The sequence below is a fragment of the Bradyrhizobium sp. B117 genome (assembly GCF_038969555.1).
Classification (GTDB): domain Bacteria; phylum Pseudomonadota; class Alphaproteobacteria; order Rhizobiales; family Xanthobacteraceae; genus Bradyrhizobium.
Map to the genome: position 1 here is coordinate 987,688 of NZ_CP152414.1, position 20,114 is coordinate 1,007,801.

19 protein-coding genes and 1 pseudogene are annotated in these 20,114 nt (G+C 64.4%); 15 read left to right on the forward strand and 5 right to left on the reverse strand.

The window, feature by feature from the left end:
- Positions 1 to 131 precede the first annotated feature (131 nt).
- The 8 genes and pseudogenes from AAFG16_RS04780 (at position 132) to AAFG16_RS04815 (ending at position 9,196) form a co-directional block, all read left to right on the forward strand.
- Positions 132 to 710, forward strand: coding sequence for a TetR family transcriptional regulator (locus AAFG16_RS04780; protein ID WP_283083739.1), 579 nt, complete (start codon positions 132 to 134; stop codon positions 708 to 710).
- Between the two features lie 56 nt (positions 711 to 766).
- Positions 767 to 1,525 (forward strand): SDR family NAD(P)-dependent oxidoreductase, encoded by a 759-nt coding sequence (locus AAFG16_RS04785; protein ID WP_128954145.1) that lies wholly within the window; start codon positions 767 to 769, stop codon positions 1,523 to 1,525.
- Positions 1,526 to 1,706: 181 nt separating this feature from the next.
- The gene (locus AAFG16_RS04790) at positions 1,707 to 2,513 is read left to right on the forward strand and encodes an enoyl-CoA hydratase/isomerase family protein (RefSeq protein WP_342737685.1); all 807 of its coding nucleotides are present in this window, start codon (positions 1,707 to 1,709) and stop codon (positions 2,511 to 2,513) included.
- Between the two features lie 43 nt (positions 2,514 to 2,556).
- Entirely contained in the window at positions 2,557 to 4,428 is a 1,872-nt protein-coding gene (locus AAFG16_RS04795) for an AMP-binding protein (RefSeq protein ID WP_342737686.1), read from the forward strand.
- 96 nt (positions 4,429 to 4,524) lie between these two features.
- Positions 4,525 to 5,652, forward strand: coding sequence for an acyl-CoA dehydrogenase family protein (locus AAFG16_RS04800; RefSeq protein WP_283083742.1), 1,128 nt, complete (start codon positions 4,525 to 4,527; stop codon positions 5,650 to 5,652).
- Between the two features lie 123 nt (positions 5,653 to 5,775).
- Entirely contained in the window at positions 5,776 to 7,017 is a 1,242-nt protein-coding gene (locus AAFG16_RS04805; RefSeq protein ID WP_342737687.1) for an acyl-CoA dehydrogenase, read from the forward strand.
- 100 nt (positions 7,018 to 7,117) lie between these two features.
- Entirely contained in the window at positions 7,118 to 8,362 is a 1,245-nt protein-coding gene (locus AAFG16_RS04810; protein WP_283083743.1) for an acyl-CoA dehydrogenase, read from the forward strand.
- A 137-nt stretch (positions 8,363 to 8,499) separates the two neighbouring features.
- Positions 8,500 to 9,196: pseudogene (locus AAFG16_RS04815) on the forward strand (nitroreductase).
- 102 nt (positions 9,197 to 9,298) lie between these two features.
- Here AAFG16_RS04815 and AAFG16_RS04820 read toward each other — a convergent pair.
- Together AAFG16_RS04820 and AAFG16_RS04825 are read right to left on the reverse strand one after the other, a co-directional pair.
- Positions 9,299 to 9,847: a sigma-70 family RNA polymerase sigma factor gene (locus tag AAFG16_RS04820; protein ID WP_018316216.1), complete on the reverse strand. Its 549-nt coding sequence runs from the start codon at positions 9,845 to 9,847 to the stop codon at positions 9,299 to 9,301.
- Complete coding sequence (locus AAFG16_RS04825) at positions 9,847 to 10,083, reverse strand: NepR family anti-sigma factor (protein WP_283083745.1); 237 nt, start codon at positions 10,081 to 10,083, stop codon at positions 9,847 to 9,849. Before AAFG16_RS04825 ends, AAFG16_RS04820 begins: the two co-directional genes overlap by 1 nt.
- A 231-nt stretch (positions 10,084 to 10,314) precedes the next feature.
- Here AAFG16_RS04825 and AAFG16_RS04830 point away from each other — a divergent pair, with 231 nt between their 5' ends.
- Positions 10,315 to 11,121, forward strand: coding sequence for a response regulator (locus AAFG16_RS04830; RefSeq protein ID WP_027562863.1), 807 nt, complete (start codon positions 10,315 to 10,317; stop codon positions 11,119 to 11,121).
- Between the two features lie 68 nt (positions 11,122 to 11,189).
- Here the strand turns inward: AAFG16_RS04830 and AAFG16_RS04835 are convergent, their stop codons facing one another.
- On the reverse strand, positions 11,190 to 11,978 hold the full coding sequence (locus AAFG16_RS04835; RefSeq protein WP_283083746.1) for an energy transducer TonB: 789 nt from the start codon (positions 11,976 to 11,978) through the stop codon (positions 11,190 to 11,192).
- A gap of 193 nt (positions 11,979 to 12,171) precedes the next feature.
- Between AAFG16_RS04835 and AAFG16_RS04840 the strand changes: the two genes are divergently transcribed.
- From AAFG16_RS04840 to AAFG16_RS04860, 5 genes are all read left to right on the forward strand, one after another.
- Entirely contained in the window at positions 12,172 to 12,771 is a 600-nt protein-coding gene (locus AAFG16_RS04840; RefSeq protein ID WP_342737696.1) for a nuclear transport factor 2 family protein, read from the forward strand.
- A 268-nt stretch (positions 12,772 to 13,039) separates the two neighbouring features.
- Positions 13,040 to 13,462: a hypothetical protein gene (locus AAFG16_RS04845; RefSeq protein WP_283083748.1), complete on the forward strand. Its 423-nt coding sequence runs from the start codon at positions 13,040 to 13,042 to the stop codon at positions 13,460 to 13,462.
- 107 nt (positions 13,463 to 13,569) lie between these two features.
- Positions 13,570 to 15,444: a molecular chaperone HtpG gene (gene htpG, locus AAFG16_RS04850; protein WP_342737698.1), complete on the forward strand. Its 1,875-nt coding sequence runs from the start codon at positions 13,570 to 13,572 to the stop codon at positions 15,442 to 15,444.
- A gap of 243 nt (positions 15,445 to 15,687) precedes the next feature.
- A complete protein-coding gene (locus tag AAFG16_RS04855) occupies positions 15,688 to 15,969 on the forward strand; it encodes a DUF3551 domain-containing protein (protein WP_342737700.1) in 282 nt (93 codons plus the stop codon).
- A gap of 33 nt (positions 15,970 to 16,002) precedes the next feature.
- The gene (locus AAFG16_RS04860; protein WP_283083751.1) at positions 16,003 to 16,272 is read left to right on the forward strand and encodes a DUF3551 domain-containing protein; all 270 of its coding nucleotides are present in this window, start codon (positions 16,003 to 16,005) and stop codon (positions 16,270 to 16,272) included.
- Between the two features lie 10 nt (positions 16,273 to 16,282).
- Here AAFG16_RS04860 and AAFG16_RS04865 read toward each other — a convergent pair whose 3' ends face one another.
- Both AAFG16_RS04865 and AAFG16_RS04870 read right to left on the reverse strand, forming a co-directional pair.
- A complete protein-coding gene (locus AAFG16_RS04865) occupies positions 16,283 to 16,696 on the reverse strand; it encodes a hypothetical protein (RefSeq protein ID WP_342737703.1) in 414 nt (137 codons plus the stop codon).
- Between the two features lie 92 nt (positions 16,697 to 16,788).
- On the reverse strand, positions 16,789 to 17,769 hold the full coding sequence (locus AAFG16_RS04870; protein ID WP_342737705.1) for a tripartite tricarboxylate transporter substrate binding protein: 981 nt from the start codon (positions 17,767 to 17,769) through the stop codon (positions 16,789 to 16,791).
- A gap of 367 nt (positions 17,770 to 18,136) precedes the next feature.
- Between AAFG16_RS04870 and AAFG16_RS04875 the strand changes: the two genes are divergently transcribed.
- Positions 18,137 to 19,951, forward strand: coding sequence for a long-chain-acyl-CoA synthetase (locus tag AAFG16_RS04875; protein ID WP_342737707.1), 1,815 nt, complete (start codon positions 18,137 to 18,139; stop codon positions 19,949 to 19,951).
- Positions 19,952 to 20,114 lie beyond the last annotated feature (163 nt).

Below are 20,114 nucleotides of genomic sequence, written 5' to 3' on the forward strand. Positions count from 1 at the left end.
CTGCATCGGCTTATCTGCGGCCGCTTCAAGCGCCGAGAACAGGGATTTCCGTGACTACCAGCGTACCGAACAGGCTCCCCAGCGGAAAAAATTCCACGGCAGAGAAATTGCTCGTGGCCGCGAGCGAGCTGATGATCGAACGCTCCTCGATCGAGATCTCGCTCTCCGACATCGCCCAGAAGTCAGGCGCCAACGCCGCGCTGGTGAAATATCATTTCGGCAACAAGGACGGCCTCTTGCTGGCGCTGCTCGCGCGGGATGCCGCGACCGAGATGTCCAATCTCGAATATCTGCTGGCGCAGCCGATCACGGCGACGGCGAAGCTGAAGCTGCACATCGCCGGCATCATTCGCGCCTATTACCGGTTCCCATACATGAACCGGCTGATCCATTATCTTCTGCACGAAAGCGAGGCGGGCTCTGCCGACGAAGTCTCGAAATTCTTCGTCGCACCGCTATTGGATTTTCATCGTCGTCTGCTCGCCGAAGGCGTCAGCCGCGGCGAGTTCCGCCAAACCGATCCGGTGCTGTTCTACACCAGCCTGATCGGCGCCTGCGATCACCTGTTCTTCGGCCGGCACGCGATGTCTCGCGCGACCGGCGTCGGCCCGGTCACCGACGAAGTCTGCCGGCAATACATCAAGCACATGGAAACGCTGATCTGCGGCGGCATCCTCACGCAAGCCGGGGAAGCTGCTGCGGCCGGATAATCCGGCCAGAACTCTTCAAGTCTAGAGAAGAAACGCCCAAGGAAAGGTAGCCTGTCATGGAATTAAAAGACGTAGCCGTTCTCATCACCGGCGGTGGTTCGGGTCTCGGCGAGGCGACCGCCCGCGCCATGGCGGCCAAGGGCGCCAAGATCGGCGTGATCGACCAGAACAAGGAGAACGCCGAGAAGGTCGCAGCCGAGGTGAAGGGCGTCGCGCTGCATGCCGACGTCACCAGCGAGGAGCAGATCAAGGCCGCGATCGCGAAGGCGGAAGCCGCGCACGGCGTCGCCCGCGTGCTGATGAACTGCGCCGGCATCGGCGGCTCGCAGCGTATCGTCGGCCGCGACGGCGTCTATCCGCTCGAAAAGTTCGCGCGCATCATCAACGTCAACCTGATCGGCACCTTCAACTGCCTGCGCCTGTTCGCCGAGCGTCTCGTCACCATCGAGCCTGTTGGTGAGGAGCGCGGCGTCATTATCAACACCGCATCGGTTGCCGCTTACGAAGGCCAGATCGGCCAGATCGCCTATTCGGCCTCGAAGGGCGGCGTCGTCGGCCTGACGCTTCCGGCCGCGCGCGACCTTGCCAGCCAGAAGATCCGCGTCAACACCATCGCGCCCGGCCTGTTCTTCACGCCGCTGCTGATGGGCCTGAACGAGGAGGCCCGCAAGAGCCTCGGCGCCCAGGTGCCGCATCCCTCGCGCCTTGGCGACGCCAAGGAATATGGCGCGCTCGCCGTGCACATCGTCGAGAACGCGATGCTGAACGGCGAGACCATCCGTCTCGACGGCGCCATCCGCATGGCGCCGCGGTAGCTCTCTTCCCTTCTCCCCTTGTGGGAGAAGGTGGCGCGCGTAGCGCGCCGGATGAGGGGTTCTCTCCGCGGAGACAGACCCCTCACCCAAGGGAGTATGTGGTCAGCGACGTACATGCCCTCTCCCACAAGGGGAGAGGGCGCAATAACCGCCACTCAAAGAGCGGATGCAGGAGCGCCCCATGTCCCAACCGCTGCTGATCGAGCATCACGACGGCGTCGACCGGGTGACGCTCAATCGTCCCGAGAGTCTCAACGCACTCGATCCCGCGCTGATCGATGCGCTCAACGTCTATTTCCAGGGTCTGCAGCGCAACCGGGAAACGCGCGTTGTCGTGCTGCGCGGCGCCGGCAAGAATTTTTGCGCCGGCCTCGATCTCAAGGCGGCGATGGCGCGCCGCGCCGGGCAGCAGGAGCCGCCGGGCGTTACGGAGTCGCTGGATTCGCAGCGGCGCATCGCCGACATCGTCATGCTGATGCGGCGCTGTCCGCAGTCGATCATCTCGCTGGTGCAGGGCGCGGCCGCCGGCGGCGGATTTGCGCTGGCGCTGGCCTCCGACATCCGCATCGCGACGAAGTCGGCACGGATGAACTGCGCCTTCATCAAGCTCGGCCTTGGCGGCTGCGACATCGGCACCAGCTATTTTTTGCCGCGGCTCGTCGGTGTGTCGGTGGCATCCGAGCTGATCCTCACCGGGCGCTTCATCGGCGCCGATCGCGCGCTCGCGGTCGGGCTCGTCTCCGAAATCGTCGACGAGGACAAGCTCGATGCGGCTGCCGAGCCTTATGTTGATGCGATGATGACGGCCTCGCCCGTCGGGCTGCGGCTGTCAAAGGAATGTCTCAACATGAGCGTCGATGCAGGATCGCTGGAAGCCGTGATCGCGATGGAGGATCGCAACCAGGTCCTGTGCAGCCGCTCCGAGGAATTTTCGGAAGGCATCAGGGCCTTCCTTGAGAAGCGAAAGCCTGTCTATATCAAGCGCTGAACGACAAAGATCCGCAAAGGACAATAATTCCGGGAGACGCAAAATGAGTGGAAGCGCGGCGGCGGTCATGTCAAAGCCCGCCTTTCGCAAGGTCGAGTGGCTCGCGCGCGACATCGATGTCGAGCGCCGCGCCGACGGCACGGTGGTGCTCAAGTCGCGCATTCCGTTGCAACCTCACGAGACGCACATTCCGGCTTCGCTGGCGAAATGGGCCAGGGAAGCGCCCGAGCGCATATGGCTCGCGCAGCGCGGCGGTCCCAACCGCGAATGGCGCAAGGTCTCCTACGGCGAAGCCAAGCGCACTGTCGATGCGCTGACGCAGGCGCTGCTCGATCTCGGGCTCGACGGACGTCCGGTCGCGATCCTCTCCGGCAATTCGATCGAGCATGCGCTGATGACGCAGGCCGCGATGCAGGCGCGCGTCCCCGCAGCTCCCGTGTCGCCGGCCTACTCCTTGATGAGCCACGATCACGTCAAGCTGAAGTATCTGTTCGACCTGATCGAGCCGGCCGTCGTGATGGTGCAGGACGGCCCGACCTTCGAGAAGGCGCTCAGGGCGATCGACCTCACCGGCGTCACCGTCGTTCACGTCCTGCGGCCTTGCGAGGGCGTCAAGAGCGTCAGCTTCGCTGAGCTCGCGGCAACGCCGGTGACCAGGGATGTCGAGGACTCCATCGCGAAGATCACGCCCGACACCGTCGGCAAGCTGCTGTTCACGTCGGGCTCGACCGGCATGCCCAAGGCGGTCATCAACACGCAGCGTATGATGTGCGCCAATGCGGCGATGATGATGCAGGTGCGGCCGCGCATCCCGGGCGGCCCGCTGCCGGTCGTGCTCGACTGGATGCCGTGGAATCACACCATGGGCGGCAACGCGGCGTTCCATCCCGTTCTGGTCGACGGCGGCACGCTCTATATCGATGACGGCCGGCCGATGCCGGGCCAGCTTGAAGAGACCATCAGGAATCTCCGCGAGATCTCGCCGACCTATTACGCCAACGTGCCGGCGGGCTACGCCGCGCTCGCGGCGGCGATGGAAAAGGACGATGCACTGTGCCGCTCGTTCTTCAAGAACCTGTCGATCATGGCCTATGGCGGCGCGCGGCTGCCCGACGATCTCTACGATCGCATGCAGGCCCTCGCCGTGAAGGCCACCGGCGAGCGCATCGTATTCTACACCGGCTGGGGCTCGACCGAGACCGCGCCGACCTCGACCGGCACCTATTGGGACACCGAACGCGTCGGCCTGATCGGCCTGCCATTCCCCGGCGTCGAATTGAAGATGGTGCCGTGCGGCTCGAAATACGAGCTGCGCCTGCGCGGCGTCAACGTCACGCCCGGCTACTTTGGGCAGCCCGATCTGACCAGGAAGATGTTCGACGAGGAAGGCTTTTACTGCATCGGCGATGCGGGCATCTTCCTCGACGATGCCGATCCGGTGAAGGGCATCATCTTTGCCGGCCGTGTGGTCGAGGACTTCAAGCTCACCACGGGCACGTTCGTGCATGTCGGCTCGCTCCGCACCGATGCGATCGCTGCGGCGACGCCCGTCGTGCATGACGCGCTGGTCGCCGGGCAGGATCAATGCTCCATTGGCTTGCTCGCCTGGCCCAATCTGCATGCGTGCCGTCAGCTTGTCGGCAATCCCGAGCTGACCTTCGAGGATGCGGTGAAGCACCCCGAGGTGATCGCCTGCTTCAAGCGCGGGCTGGAAGCACATAACAGGGAATGCGGAGGCGCCAGCAGCCGCGTCATCGCCCGCGCGATGCTGATGGTCGAGCCGCCCTCGATCGACGGCAATGAGCTCACCGACAAGGGCTACATCAACCAGCGCGCCGGCCTCGAACGCCGCGCCGCACTGGTCGAGCGGCTCTACGCGGAGCAGCCGGATCAGGATGTGATCGTGCTGCGATGAGTGCGCAACTCTCTCACCTCGTCATTCCGGGCTCGCGCTACGCGCGCCCCCGGAATGACGGCACAAATAATGACAACGAATAAGAGGTAGCCCGCCATGAACTTCGACTTCTCCGACGATCAAAAGCAGCTCCGCGATCAGGCGCGCAAATTCCTCGCCGAAAAATGCTCGCCCAAGGCGGTGCGTGTCGTGCTCGACGGCAAGGCGCCTTACGACAAGGAGCTGTGGAAGGGGCTCGCCGAGATGGGGTTTCTCGGCGTCGCGATCCCGGAAGAGTTTGGTGGCGCGGGCGCCGGTCATCTCGAACTCTGCGTGATCGCGGAAGAGATGGGCCGGGCCAATGCGCCGGTGCCGTTCTCCTCGACCGTCTATCTTGCCGCCGAAGCGCTGCTGATCGCCGGCAGCGACGCGCAGAAGAAGAAGTGGCTGCCCGCGATCGCATCCGGCGATGCAATCGGCACGCTGGCGCTGTTCGAGGGCAAGGGCAATCCGGCGCCGAAGAACGTCGAGCTCACGGCGGCGAATGGCGTGCTCAACGGCGTCAAGAAGCCGGTGGCGGATGGCGCGATCGCCGACTTCGCGGTGGTTGCCGCGCGCACGGGATCGAGTGGGCGCGAAGGCGACATCTCGCTGTTCCTGGTCGACCTCAGGGACGGCGGCGTCGAGGTGAAGAGTCTCACCAATCTCGATCCAACCCGCGGGCAGGCTGAGCTCACTTTCAGGGATTGCAAGGCCGAGCCGCTGGGTGCAGCCGGCGAAGGCTGGAGCATCTTGACCCAAGTGCTCGACCGCGCGGCGGTGCTGTGTGCCTTCGAGCAGGTCGGTGGCTCCGACCGCGCGCTGGAGATGGGCCGTGACTACGCGCTCGACCGCATCGCGTTCGGGCGCCAAATCGGATCGTTCCAGGCGGTCAAGCACATGCTCGCCGACATGTACGTCTCGGCGACGCTGGCGCGCTCCAACAGCTATTACGGCGCCTGGGCGCTCTCGACCAACGCGGCCGAGCTGCCGGAAGCGGCAGCCGCCGCGCGGATCAGCGCAACGCAGGCGTTCCAGCACTGCGCCAAGAACAACATCCAGGTTCACGGCGGCATGGGGTTCACCTGGGAGTTCGACTGCCACATGTACTACCGCCGCGCCAACGCCATGGCGCTGGGCTTGGGCAGCCTCTCCTATTGGGAAGACCAGCTGATCGACCGCATGCGCAAGAAGAACGCGGCATAACGACAGTGCGTAGGATGGGTAGAGCGAAGCGAAACCCATCGCCACGCAAGGATTGGAAGAGATGGGTTTCGCTGCGCTCTACCGATCCTACGAGATGAACGGCGCGGCCGAGGACTGAGAACCATGAACTTCGACGACACCCCGCAGGAAGCCGAGTTCCGCGCAACTGCTCGCGCCTGGATCGGCGCCAATGCGCCCAAGCAATACGAGGACGAGCTGCGCAAATCCTCGCTCGGCCGCACCGTGCTCAAGAACGCCAACATTCTGGAGGTCGCAAAAGCCTGGCAGAAGAAAAAGGCTGATGCCGGCTGGGCCTGCCTGCACTGGCCGAAGGAATATGGCGGCCGCGGCTCATCGCCGATCGAGCGCGTGATCTGGCAGCAGGAAGAAGGGCCGTTCGGCCAGCTCTCCCGCATGTTCATCATCGGCCACGGCATGTGCGGGCCGACCATGATGGCGTTCGCGCGCGAGGAGCATAAGCGCACCTATCTGCCGCCGCTCGCCTCCGGCGAGAAGATCTGGTGCCAGCTGTTCTCCGAGCCCGCCGGCGGCTCCGATGTTGCGGGCCTGCGTACACGCGCGGAAAAGGACGGCGACGACTGGATCATCAACGGCCAGAAGATCTGGACCTCGGGCGCGCATTATTCCGACTATGGCATCTTGCTCACCCGCACGGATCCGACCGTGCCCAAGCACAAGGGCCTCACCATGTTCTTCCTGGACATGAAGAGCCCTGGTGTCGAGGTGCGGCCGATTAAGCAGGCGAGCGGGGCCTCCGATTTCAACGAGGTCTATTTCACCAATGTCCGCATCCCCGACCACCAGCGTCTCGGCGAGGTCGGTGACGGCTGGAACGTCTCGCTGACCACGCTGATGAACGAGCGCAGCGCGATCGGCGCGGCCGTCTCGACCGGTTTTCCGGAGCTGTTCGAATATTGCTCCAGCCTGATGCTCGACGACGGTCCGGCGATCGAGGACCGCGCGGTGCGCTCGAAGCTCGCGAACTGGGCGGTGAAGGCGAGCGGGCTGAAATACACCAGCATGCGCGCGATCTCGGCGCTGTCGAAAGGCGAGCGTCCGGGTCCGGAAAATTCCATCGGCAAGCTGGTTGCGGGCTCGATGATCCAGGACGTCGCGACCTACGCGCTGGATCTGCAGGGCGCGGCGGGCGTGGTTAGCGGCGAGGATGCCGAGCTCGCCGGCCGTTTCCAGGCGATGCTGCTGCGCGCGCCGGGCACGCGTGTCGAAGGCGGCACCGACGAGATCATGCGCAACATCATCGCCGAGCGGGTCTTGGGCCTGCCCGGCGATATCCGTGTCGACAAGGACGTGCCGTTCAACAAGATCCCGACGAAGGGCAGATGAAATCGTAGGGTGGGCAAAGGCGCGGCAGCGCCGTGCCCACCTCTAGAAGGCGGTGGGCACGCTTCGCTTTGCCCACCCTACGAAGAAAAGGGAAGCGCCAATGAATTTCGACGACACCCCGCAGGAAGCCGCGTTCCGCGAGACCGCACGCAAATGGGTCGAGGCCAATGCGCCGAAGGAGCTGCATGCCGAGCTGTCGAAGTCCTCGCTCGGCCGCATCCGGCTTGCCAAGCATGACATCGTCGATGTCGGCAAGGCCTGGCAGAAGAAGAAGTTCGAAGGCAATTGGGCCTGCCTGCATTGGCCGAAGGAATATGGCGGCCGCGGCGCGACGCCGATCGAGCGCGTGATCTGGCAGCAGGAGGAGGGCGTCTACGGCAAGCTGACGCAGCCGTTCCAGATCGGCGAGGGCATGTGCGGTCCGACCGTGATGGCCTTCGGCAGCGAAGATGCAAAACGCCGGTACCTGCCAAAGCTCGCCTCGGGCGAGGAGATCTGGTGCCAGTTGTTCTCCGAGCCCTCAGCCGGCTCGGACGTCGCGGGGCTTCGCACCCGCGCGGAGAAGAAGGGCGACAATTGGGTCGTCAACGGCCAGAAGATCTGGACTTCCGGCGCGCATTATTCCGACTATGGCCTCCTGATCGCGCGCACCGATCCGAATGTGCCCAAGCACAAGGGACTCACCATGTTCTTCCTGGACATGAAGAGCCCGGGCGTCGAGGTGCGACCGATCAAGCAGGCCAACGGCATGCAGGAGTTCAACGAGGTCTATTTCACCGACGTCATCATCCCCGACAGCCAGCGTCTCGGCGCGGTCGGCGAGGGCTGGAGCGTGTCGCTGACGACGCTGATGAACGAGCGCATGTCGATCGGCGCGCGGCTCGCGACCGGCGTGCCTGAGATGTTCGAGTTCTGCGCGAACCTGATGCTGGAGGACGGGCTCGCCATCGACGATCCCGCCGTGCGCTCGAAGCTAGCAAGCTGGGCGGCGAAGTCGAGCGGGCTGAAATATACCAGCTATCGTACGATCTCGGCGCTGTCGAAGGGCGACCGGCCGGGGCCGGAGAATTCGATCGGCAAGCTGGTCTCGGGCATGATGCTGCAGGACATCGCGACCTATGCGATGGACCTGCAGGGCGCGGCCGGTGTTCTCACCGGCAGCGACGAGGAGACGGTGCAGGGCCAGTTCCAGCAGATGCTGCTGTCCTCGCCCTCGATGCGCATCGCCGGCGGCACCGACGAGATCCTGCGCAACATCATCGCCGAGCGCGTGCTGGGCCTGCCCGGCGACATCCGTGTCGACAAGGACGTGCCGTATAACAAGATCCCGACCAAGGGGCGGTGATCTCCCCTCTCGCTGCATCTCGTGGGGTGGGCAAAGCGAAGCGTGCCCACCATATGCAGATGCGCCGGGGAAAGTCTGTCCGTGGGTACGGCGCGATGCGCCTTTGCCCACCCTACGAGAAGAGCGCGAGCTGATCCATGGACGCACACGTGAAACAAAACGACCGCATCGGCGTGCTCGAAGAGCTCCTCAACGAGCGCTACTCCGTCCGCGCCTTCCTGCCCAAGCAGGTCGACCGCGCCACCATCGAGCATGTCTTGACTACCGCGCAGCGCACCGCGTCCTGGTGCAACAGCCAGCCCTGGCAGGTCATCATCGCCAGCGGCGAAGCCAAGGAGCGTTTTCGTCAGCTGATCTACAAGGAAGCGTCAGGCGGCCTCGGCGACGACTATGATTTCATCCCGCCGCGCGAATATGTCGGGGTCTATCTGGAACGCCGCCGCGAGAGCGGCTTCCGGCTCTACAACACGCTCGGCATCGCCCGCGGCGACAAGACGGCTTACGCGAAACAGGCGCTGGAGAACTACAATTTCTTCGGCGCGCCGCATGTCGCCATCATCCACACCAACGAGCCACTCGGCATCTACGGTGCGATCGATTGCGGAGCCTATGTCTCGAACTTCATGCTGGCCGCGCAGGCGCTCGGGCTCGGCACCATTCCGCAGGCGGCGCTGGCGCGTCACTCCGGCCTGATCCGCCGCCATTTCAATCTGCCCGACGACCGCCGCGTCGTCTGCGGCATCTCGTTCGGCTATGCCGACAACCCACAAGGTCAACAGCTACCGCACCTCGCGCGCCAGCGTGGCCGACACCGTGACCTTCGTCGAGGAGTGATCGAACGCCAGGCTTCGCCGCGCTGAGTGCCGAGATCCACGCAAGCAAAGGCGGCCGCAGAAACGGCCGCCTTCACGTCTCGTCTCGATCCGATGACTGCCGCTAGCCGCCGCTGCCGCCGATCACGGCCCGCACGGTCTCGTCGGGCCCGAAATCTTCGGCACCGTCGACATAGAGCAGCGCGGCGAGCTTGGAGCGCGCGCGATTGACGCGGCTCTTGATGGTGCCGACCGCGCAGCCGCAGATCGAAGCCGCGTCCTCGTAGGAGAAGCCCGAGGCACCGACCAGGATCAAGGCTTCGCGCTGGTCCTGCGGAAGCTTGTCGAGCGCGGTGCGGAATTCCTCGAACTCGAGATGCGCGTTCTGCGACGGCTGCGTCTTCAGCGTCTTGGCGTAATTGCCCTCGGCATCCTCGACCTCCCGCCGCCGCTTGCGATAGTCGGACCGGAAAAGGTTGCGCAGGATCGTGAACAGCCACGCCGGCAGATTGGAGCCGGGCTGAAACGAGTCGATGTTGGCGAGCGCGCGCAGCAGCGTCTCCTGCACCAAATCATCGGCGCGGTCCGCATTGCCGCTGAGCGAGATGGCGAACGCGCGCAGACTCGGCACAGCCGCCAGGATGTCGTTACGCAGGGAGTCCGTGAGAGGCATTAATCCCTCCCATTGTTGTTGTCGTTGGAGCCCCCAGCAACATTCTCTTCGTGAGATCCGCCTCCCGGCGCGTCAAGCTTCTTGATGAGCTCCGCGAACCGGTCGGGAACCCCCTGCCGCACGACGTCGTCGTACATGGCGCGGAGCTGATGCCCGATCCGGGACTGGATCTCCGGAGTGAGCCCTCCCTTGCCGGGGGTCGTGCTTTTGCTGGCTTGAGATTTGAGATCTTTCATGACCTGTTCCACGTTTCCCCGAGTTAAGTGACTGTAAAATAGAGAAGTTTTCTCAACCGGGAGCCGTTCCCTGGATAGGCACAATGCGACGTGAGATAAAAAGTTCCGCGCCTTGCGGAACTTTTATTGGCCTGATGCGTAAACAGCCCAGCAGGGGAACCCGGGCCCCCCGCGTATCGCCTGACCTCAGGGTTGGATCTCAAGGCTGGCCCGAAGATGAATGGAGTGGGGATGTCCCGTTCACAGCTTGTTGCTGAACACTTGCCGCTGTTGCGCCGCTACGCCCGCGCCCTGACGGGCAGCCAGGCCTCCGGTGACGCCTATGTCGCAGCCATGTTGGAAGCCATGCTGGGAGATCCGTCGGTGCTCGACGAGAGCCATGGGCCGCGTGCCGGCCTGTTCCGGCTGTTCACCCAGATCTGGAATTCCGTCTCCGTCAACGATGATGCCGAGGTGACGACGCTGCCGATGCCGCCGGAGCGGCGGCTGTCGAACATCACGCCGCTGCCGCGGCAGGCCTTCCTGCTGCTCTCGCTCGAGGGATTTTCGGAAGAGGAAGTCGCCTACATCCTCGGCACCGACGTCGGCGAGACGCGCCGGCTGGCCGATGCCGCCGGACGCGAGATGGCGGCCGAGATCGCCACCGACGTGCTGATCATCGAGGACGAGACTTTCATCGCCATGGACCTCGAGAGCCTGGTGAAGAATCTCGGCCACAACGTCGTCGGCGTCGCGCGCACCCATGCCGATGCGGTGGCGCTGGCCAAGAACAAGCGGCCCGGCCTGATCCTCGCCGACATCCAGCTCGCCGACGGCTCGTCGGGCCTCGACGCCGTCAACGAGCTGCTGCGCACCTTCGAGGTGCCGGTGGTGTTCATCACCGCCTACCCCGAGCGCTTCCTCACCGGCGAGCGCCCCGAGCCGGCGTTCCTGATCTCGAAGCCGTTCCAGCCCGCGATGGTCTCCGCGGTGGCGAGCCAGGCGCTGTTCTTCCAGCGCAACTCGCGCAACCGCACGCCCAAGGCGCCTGCGGCGTAAGAAGACTCGATCTAACAAGAAAACGGCGCGCCGCAAGACGCGCCGTTTTTGTTTTGCCGGCACTTCTTTCAGCAGCCTCGGCAGACGCTGTTGACCTTGGCCTTTACCTTGGCCTCGTCCGCCCATGGTCCGCCCATCGGCTGCGTCCCGTCGAAAGTGATGAGGATGGTCACCCTCTGCAAATCGTCCTTCGTCTCGGCGGGCGGTTTCGGGAACGGCACGGATCGCTCGACCATAGCGAGCGTCTCTGCATCGAGAGGTGGGATTCCGGCACTTTCGACCAGCGTGTTCGAGATCAGTTTGCCTGACCGATCAACGACGAACGTGACGCCGGTATCGCCCCTCTGACCGATCGCCTCCGGCGGAAACCTCCTGTGGTGCCCTACATGTTCGGTAACCGCCTTGCGCCACGCGTCCATGGCGTCGGACGCCGCGAAGGCAGGCGTCGGCACGCTCGCCGCCAACCCGTAGGGTACCAGGTCGAAATGACGGCCGCTGAAGACCAGCGGCGCTATGAACGAGAATGTCTCCTCCTTCAGCTCTGATGGCGGTTCGGGAAACGGTTGGGCACGATCGAAGATTGTCAGCAAAGCAACATCGACCTGCCGAGAGCCGGAGCTCGCATCCAATGCCCGCGATATCAGCCTGCCGGACCGGTCGATGACGAACGTGATCTTGGCGCGGCCAGCTTGCCCCCGCCCATCGATCGTTTGTCCTCGCCCTTCAATTGGAAGCAGCTTGTTGCCGGCAATGTGTTTCGCCAGCGTTGCCTTCCAGGCGGTCGCGCGTTCGACCTGCAAATCCGACTGTGCATGTGCGGGGAACGCCGCCAACAATCCGAGAAACGCGGTCAGCAAGGGGAATTTCATCTGCATCGGGGCGGATAGTAGTCGCCATCAGGTTGATTGCAAGGCTCGCCACTCGTATCGCGTTCGCGATGTGGGTAGCTCGATGGGCTGGGAGCCCGCTTGACGGCGAGCAAATTGCCTCGTTGATACGTCGGACCGATGACACCCATAGCGACCTCAAGCCGCCAGGAGATTTCGCATCATGGACCAGCAACTGCTCGATCGCCTCGCCATCCGCGACCTCGTCGAAAACTGGGCGGTGTGGCGCGATGCCGGGGACTGGGAGCGTTTTGCAACGGTCTGGCACGAAGAGGGCTGGATGTCCGCGACCTGGTTTCAGGGACCGGCGCGGGATTTCATGCGCGTCAGCCAGGAGGGATTTGCCAAGGGCGTGCGCATCCTGCATTTCCTCGGCGGCACCAGTATCGATCTCGCGGGTGAGCGGGCCATTGCCCAAACCAAGATGACGATCTCGCAGCGGGCCCTGGTGCACGACGTGCTCTGCGACGTCGTCTGCACCGGCCGCTTCTACGATTTCCTGGAGAAGCGGCAGGGAAAATGGGGCATCGTCCGCCGCCAGCCGATCTATGAGAAGGACCGTATCGACCCGGTCGATCCCGCAGCATCCCTCCGCCTCGACCAGCAGGCGCTGGCCGCGTTGCCCGAAGGCTACCGCCATCTCGCCTACATGCAGGAGCTGATCGGCTACAAGGTCAAGCGCGACATGCCGGGCCTGATCGGGCCCGAGGTCGAGAAGCTTTATGCCGAAGGGCGGGAGTGGCTCGCGGGGAAGGCAAAGTGAGCCCCAGACAGAAGTGAGCCCCAGAAAAAAGTAAGGCGCGACTGGCATCACCACAGTCGCGCCCTACGTCGCCGGCTTATGGGGCAGGGGGGAATAGCCGGCTGTTGAGACGACTCTCGGGCGCGAAAGTCGTTCCAGGCGGTTGCAAAATTTTTTGTGCCGCCTGCGGTGATTTGTGCACACGGTTAAGTGATCTTAACGGCTGAGAACTCCCGGTCCTCTCGTCGCGTTGTTCCCGCGATCGCCATGGGGCGAGGGATATTTAGCCATGTCACAGATTCAAAAGATATTTTTGGGCGCCGTCGCAATTGCCGCGACGCTCGCTGCGGTTCAGGTCGGCGCGGTTCAGCTGGCCTCCGGCCACGATCTGGCCGACCGCTGGCAGGCGGTTGCCGACAAGCCGGACCACAACGTCAATCGCGCCAGCAAGGCCGACCGCCTCGCCGGGATCAAGCCGGCCCCGGTTCCCACCCGCACCGTGTCGATGCGGCTGAACGACCTTGCCGACACCTCGGTGCTGCTGCGGGTCCCCGCGGTGATCGAGACCGGCAACGCCAAGCCGCCGCCGATGCTGCTCAGGGACAAGGACCAGAAGCAGGGCCGCCACAAGCCGACGGTCGCCTGCGAGCCGATGGTCAGCTCGCTGACCGAGGTCGCAAGGCTGCTCCAGCCCGGTCGCTGCGTGACCTGATCGCCCCCGGCGGACGGACCGGCGTCATAGGGGCGCTCACATCCTCTTGATCCGTTGTCCAGTCGCGTTATATCCCGGCTTTCCCTTTTGATTGACCGGGTAAACGCATGACGACGTCAGATACGGCTGTGCATACGCAGCCCTTCCAGGCCGAGGTTTCCGAGCTGCTGCACCTCATGGTGCACTCCGTCTATTCGGAGACCGACATCTTCCTGCGCGAGCTCGTCTCCAACGCGTCGGACGCCTGCGACAAGCTGCGCTATGAGGCGATCGCAAGTCCCGCGTTGCTGGGCGAAGGCGACGCGCTCAAGATCCGCATCATCCCGAACAAGGCGGCTGGAACGCTCACTATTGCCGACAACGGCATCGGCATGGAGCGGCAGGAGCTGATCGACCATCTCGGCACCATCGCCCGCTCCGGCACCAAGGCCTTTGTGTCGAAGCTGAAGGAGGCCAAGGACGGCCTCGGGCTGATCGGCCAGTTCGGCGTCGGCTTCTATTCCGCCTTCATGGTCGCCGACAGGATCGTCGTCATCAGCCGTCGCGCCGGCGAGAGCGACGTCTGGACCTGGACGTCCTCCGGCGGCTCCGGCTTCGAGATCGCGCGGGCGAGCGAGGCGGACGCGGCGCGTGTGGCGCGGGGCACCGAGATCGTCCTGCACCTCAAGGACGACGCCAAGAAATATCTCGAGACCTACGAGATCGAGCGCATCGTCAGCGCCTATTCCGACAACATCCTGTTCCCCATCGAGCTCGTGCCAGAAGAGGGTGAGCCGCGCCAGATCAACTCGGCGAGCGCGTTGTGGCAGCGCTCGAAATCCGAGCTGACGGCGGAAGACTACAAGAAGGCCTATCAGCAGATCGCATCCGCCTTCGACGATCCCGCGATGACGCTGCACTACCGCGCCGAGGGCCGCTACTCCTACGCCGTGCTGCTGTTCGCGCCTTCGACCAAGCCGTTCGACCTGTTCGAGCCGAACCGCAAGGGCCGCGTCAAGCTCTATGTTCGCCGGGTCTTCATCACCGACGACGCCGACCTGCTGCCGGGCTATCTGCGCTTCATTCGCGGCGTGGTCGACAGCGAGGATCTGCCGCTCAACATCTCGCGCGAGATGCTCCAGAACAATCCTCAGCTGGCGCAGATCCGCAAGGCGGTCGCGACCCGTGTCGTGTCCGAGCTGGAAGGCCTTGCCGACAAGGACCCGGACAACTTTGCAAAGATCTGGGACGCCTTCGGCGCGGTGCTGAAGGAAGGCATCTACGAGGATTTCGAGCGGCGCGAAAAGCTGCTGGCGCTGTCCCGCTTCACCACGACCTCGGGCGAAAAGCGCTCGCTGAAGCAGATCATCGCCGATTTCAAGCCGAACCAGACCGAGATCTATTATCTCGTCGGCGACAGCATCGAGCGGCTGAAGTCCAATCCGCGGCTGGAAGCGGCGACCGCGCGCGGCATCGAGGTGCTGCTGCTGTCCGATCCGGTTGACGCGTTCTGGACCTCGATGCCGTCGGAGTTCGACGGCAAGCCGCTGAAGTCGCTGAGCCAGGGCGATCTCAATCTCGACCTGATCCCGCGCGTCGACGCCGCGGACGAGGCGAAGAAGGACGAGCCTGAAGCGGACGAAGCCGCCACCATCGCGGTGATCAAGGCCGCGCTCGGCGAGCGAGTCAGCGACGTCAAGGCCTCGACGCGTCTCACCAGCTCCGCCTCCTGCCTCGTCGCCGACAGCCAGGGCCCGAGCCGCGAGCTCGAGCGCATCCTGTCGCAGCAGAACCGCGGCATGCGCACCAAGCCGATCCTCGAGATCAACCTGCGTCATCCCATGGTGAGCGCGATCACCAAGGCGCAGGCGGGCTCCAACACGGTCGATGACCTCAGCCTGCTCCTGCTCGAGCAGGCGCAGATCCTGGACGGTGAGCTGCCGGAGGATCCGGCCGCGTTTGCAGCGAGGCTGAACCGGCTGGTGCTGCAGGGGCTGGGCTGACGCCACGCACACAGACCGCGTAGGGTGGGCAAGGCGACTTGTCCGCCTTAGCTCGAAGAGCGAAGGCGGAAGCGTGCCCACCGCATGCGCACCGTGATGCTGTCGCGGCGCCATGTCTCATCCGTTTCGCCGCGCGTCACAAGCGGGAGAGGTATGAACGAGAGCAATCGCTTCTTGCACGCCGTTGTGCCATATCGAAATGACATACCGCGTGCCGTTGTTACCGATTCGAGGAAATGTCCGATGCGCTTGCCGATTTTGACCCTGACCGCGATTGCCTCGCTGTTTGTCGCGGCGGACGCCGGCGCACAGACCTACGATCCACGCTACCCGGTATGCATGCACGTCTACTCGCCGGGCGGCTTCGGTGGCGGTGGCGGCGACTATTACGACTGCTCCTTCACCTCGCTGCCGCAGTGCCGCGCCACGGCCTCGGGCCGATCGGCCAGCTGCGACCTCAATCCCTATTACGCCTTCGACGAACCGCCGCCGCCTCCGCGCAAGCGTCACAAGAAGCAGCACTAGCGATCGGCGATGCGGCTCTGCGGGAGGCTTGTCATGCGCAGCTCATTCGCTCTGATGGTGATCGCCGGTGCATTGATTGCGGCTGCGCCGGCGCAGGCGCAGACGTTCGATCCGCGCTATCCCGTCTGCATGCACGTCTATTCCGGCGCGAATGGCGGCGGCGGGGAATGGTACGACTGTTCCTTCATCTCGGTGCCGCAGTGCCGCGCCACGGCCTCCGGCCGCCCCGCGACCTGCGATCTCAACCCGTATTATCCGGTCAACGCGCCGTTGCCCCGCGCGCGCTACAGGCGCGGCGGCTAGCTCTGCGCGATCACCGCTCGCCGGGCCACCAGCTCGAGCGCGGATCTTTTGCGGAGATCTTTGTCGTGCGTAGCGCCACCAGATGGCTGCGCTTGTAGGGACGGCCCCCAAGCTCCGAGCACTGGCGACAGCGCATGGCCCGCTCGAGCTCGTGGATCGGCGTCGACTTCCTCCGCCTGACGATGTCGAGTGCTACCGTCTGATGCGTCTCGCAGCCCAGGCACTTGACCTCAAGATAACAGTAGCTCGCGTTGAGTGCGTCGCCGAGCGTCGGTGAGGGCTGTGCGGGGCCCTGAAACCCCAGCATGCGCTGGTTCCAGGCCTCGCAGGCGAGACGATCGGCCTCCTTGCGGACCTTGGCAGCGCGTTCTGCCGCCGCCCGGACGGACGCACCATAAATTCGCTCGCGGGATTTGGTCGTCATGACGCGGCAAGATGCCCGCGCTCGGGATATTTCGGCAAGCCGCTAGGAATGGTGGGTGTGGATGGCCTGGACGCAATCCGCGTTCCGCGCCGCTACTCCTTCTTGATCCCCGACAATTCCACAACCTTGCGCCAGCGGTCGGTCTCCGCGCTCAGCATGCTGCCGAACTCGCCGGCGTTGCCGTGCAGCGGGATTGCGCCGAGCTCGGCGATGCGGGCCTTGATCTCGGCATCGGACAGCGCGGTGTCGATCTCGCGATTGAGCAGATCGACGATCTCGCGCGGCGTGTCGTGCGGCGCGCCGACGCCGTAGAAAGAGCTCGTCTCGTAGCCGGGCAGGGTGTCCGCGATCGGCGGCACGTCGGGCAGGATCTCCGAGCGCTCGCGCGTGGTGACGCCGAGCGCGCGCAGCTTGCCGGCGCGCACCAGCTCGAACGACGAGGTGACGTTGTCGAACATGCCCTGGATCTGGCCGCTCATCACGTCGGTCAGGGCCGGCGCCGAGCCGCGATAGGGCACATGGGTGAACTGCACGCCGGCGAGGGACTTGAACAGCTCGCCGGACAGATGCAGCGAGGTGCCGATGCCGGACGAGGCGATCGACATCTTGCCCGGGTTGGCTTTGGCATAGGCGATGAAGTCGGCAATATTCTTCACCGGCAAATCGTTGTTGACGACCAGCACCAGCGGAATGCGCGCGAGCCCGGCGACCGGCGCGATCGCCTTGGCGAAATCATACGGCAGCGAGCGATCGAACGAGGCGTTGATCGCATTCGCGGTCGAGGTCAGCAGCAGCGTGTAGCCGTCGGGCGCCGAGGTGATCACGGCCTGCGTCCCGATATTGCTGCCGGCGCCCGGCTTGTTCTCGACGACAAAGGTCTGGCCGAGCCGGTCGGACAGCCGCTGGCACAGCAGCCGCGACAGCACATCGGTCGCGCCGCCCGGCGCATAAGGCACGACCCATTTCACGCTGCGCGAGGGATAGGAGGGGTTGCCGATCGCAAAGGCGCGCGGCGCTGCGAGCGTGGCGACGGTGCAGGTAGCGGCCTGAAGGAAATGTCGTCTGGTGATCATGGAAGCCTCCACGAAGAAACAGAAGTTGCCGCACGCTCCTCTTCCTTCTCCCCTCGTGGGAGAAGGTGGCGCGAAGCGCCGGATGAGGGGTTCTCTCCACTCGCAAGATTGTCTGTGTGGAGAGAGACCCCTCACCCGTCGCGCTTGCGCGCGCCATCCTCTCCCACAAGGGGAGAGGGTAAGGATGCTCGCGCGGCTTCGTTACTTGGCTATCGCAAGAATTGCGCCACGCCGCACGCCGATCCCGTCGGCTTGGTAAAGGATGACTGGAGTTAATCGCGCACTAACCGGCTTTTACCTTGTCTCTTAACACCTGGGCAGGACGCGCGGGCTAAGCTGCCGCTACCTGCAGACACGTTCCGAAAGAATGAACGGCATGACCCCCGGCGTCATTGAGCAACCAAAGGCCGCGCGTGCGCCTTCGGCTTCAAAGATCTGGCTGAAGGCCATCGAGCTCACGGCACGGATCGAGACGCTGCCGGGCCGCCTGTTCGCCGACGTCATCGACGATTGGGCGCAGCGCCAGCCGGACCGCATCGCACTGGTCGCGGAAGATACAACGCTCGACTACGACGGCCTGTCGAAGCGGATCAACCGCTATGCGCGCTGGGCACGCTCGGTCGGCGTCGCCAAGGGCGATACGGTTGCCCTGATCATGCCGAACGGCATCGACTATGTCGCGGCCTGGCTCGGTATCAGCCGGGTCGGCGGCGTGGCAGCGCTGATCAACACCAAGCTGGTCGGACAGTCGCTCGCGCATTGCATCGACGTCGCAAGACCCTCGCATATCATTGTTGCGCATCAGCTCGCCGAGGTGCTGGCGAGCGCAACGCCGCATCTGACGACGCAAGCCACGATCTGGACCCACGGCGATGCCCGCAGCGAGCGCGCCATCGACGTCGCGCTTGCCGCGCTCGACGATGCGCCGCTGTCGCCGGACGAGCATGGCGACGTCATCATCGACGACCGCGCGCTGCTGATCTACACCTCCGGCACGACAGGACTGCCAAAGGCCGCCAGCATCAGCCATCGCCGCATCCTCAACTGGGGTTTCTGGTTCGCCGGCCTCACCGGCGCCACGCCGCAGGACCGGCTCTATGACTGTCTGCCGCTGTTCCATTCGGTCGGCGGCATCGTCGCGCCGTGCAGCATGCTGGCTGCCGGCGGCTCGGTGGTGATCGCGGAAAAGTTCTCGGCTTCGAACTTCTGGTCTGACATCGTGCGGCACGACTGCACACTGTTCCAGTACATCGGCGAGCTCTGCCGCTATCTGCTGAAAGCCCCGCCGTCGGAATACGAGAACCGCCATCGGCTGCGGCTCGCTTGCGGCAACGGCCTGCGCGGCGACATCTGGGAAGATTTCCAGGCGCGCTTCGCCATTCCGCGTATCCTCGAATTCTATGCGGCCACGGAAGGTAATTTCTCGCTGTTCAACGTCGAGGGCCAGCCGGGCGCGATCGGCCGCATCCCGCCGCTGCTCGCGCATCGCTTCCCGGCGAGCCTCGTCAAGCTCGATCCTGATAGCGGCGCGCCGCTGCGCAATGAAGATGGCTTTTGCATCGCCTGCGCCCGCGGCGAGGCCGGCGAAGCCATTGGCCGCATCGGCACGGCCGACGAAGGCGGTGGCCGCTTCGAGGGCTATACCGACGCCGGCGAGACCGAGAAGAAGATTCTCCGCGACGTGTTCGCCAAGGGCGACGCCTGGTTCCGCACCGGCGATCTGATGCGGCTCGACGACAAGGGCTTTTTCCATTTCGTCGATCGCATCGGCGATACCTTCCGCTGGAAGGGCGAGAATGTCGCGACCTCGGAGGTCAACGACGCCGTGCGCGATTTCACCGGCGTCATCGATGCCACCACCTACGGCGTTAGCATCCCCGATAACGATGGCCGCGCCGGCATGAGCGCCATCGTGGTGAACGAGGGTTTTGACATCGAAGCGCTGCCGGCGCACCTGGCGCAGCGCCTGCCGGCCTATGCCCGGCCGGTCTTCATCCGCATCTCGCGCGAGCTCGATGCGACCGAGACCTTCAAGCAGAAGAAGGGCGAGCTGGCGCGGGAGGGATTTGATCCGGCTGCGATTTCCGATCCGCTGTTCATGCTCGACCCGCAATCCGGCGCCTATGCCGCGCTCGATTCAGCGACGTTTACCAAGATCATCGAGGGCACGATCAGGCTGTAGAGGACTATGAGGCAACGCACCCACCACAAGACAGGTGCGCTCCCTCCCGCCTTGCGGGGGAGGGCGGGGGAGAGGGGTAGCCCAGGAAAAGGTCTGTCGATCGTCTCAGCAAAGTTCGTTCACCACGGAGAGAGTGCGTCGTGTGGCACCCCTCTCCCTGCCC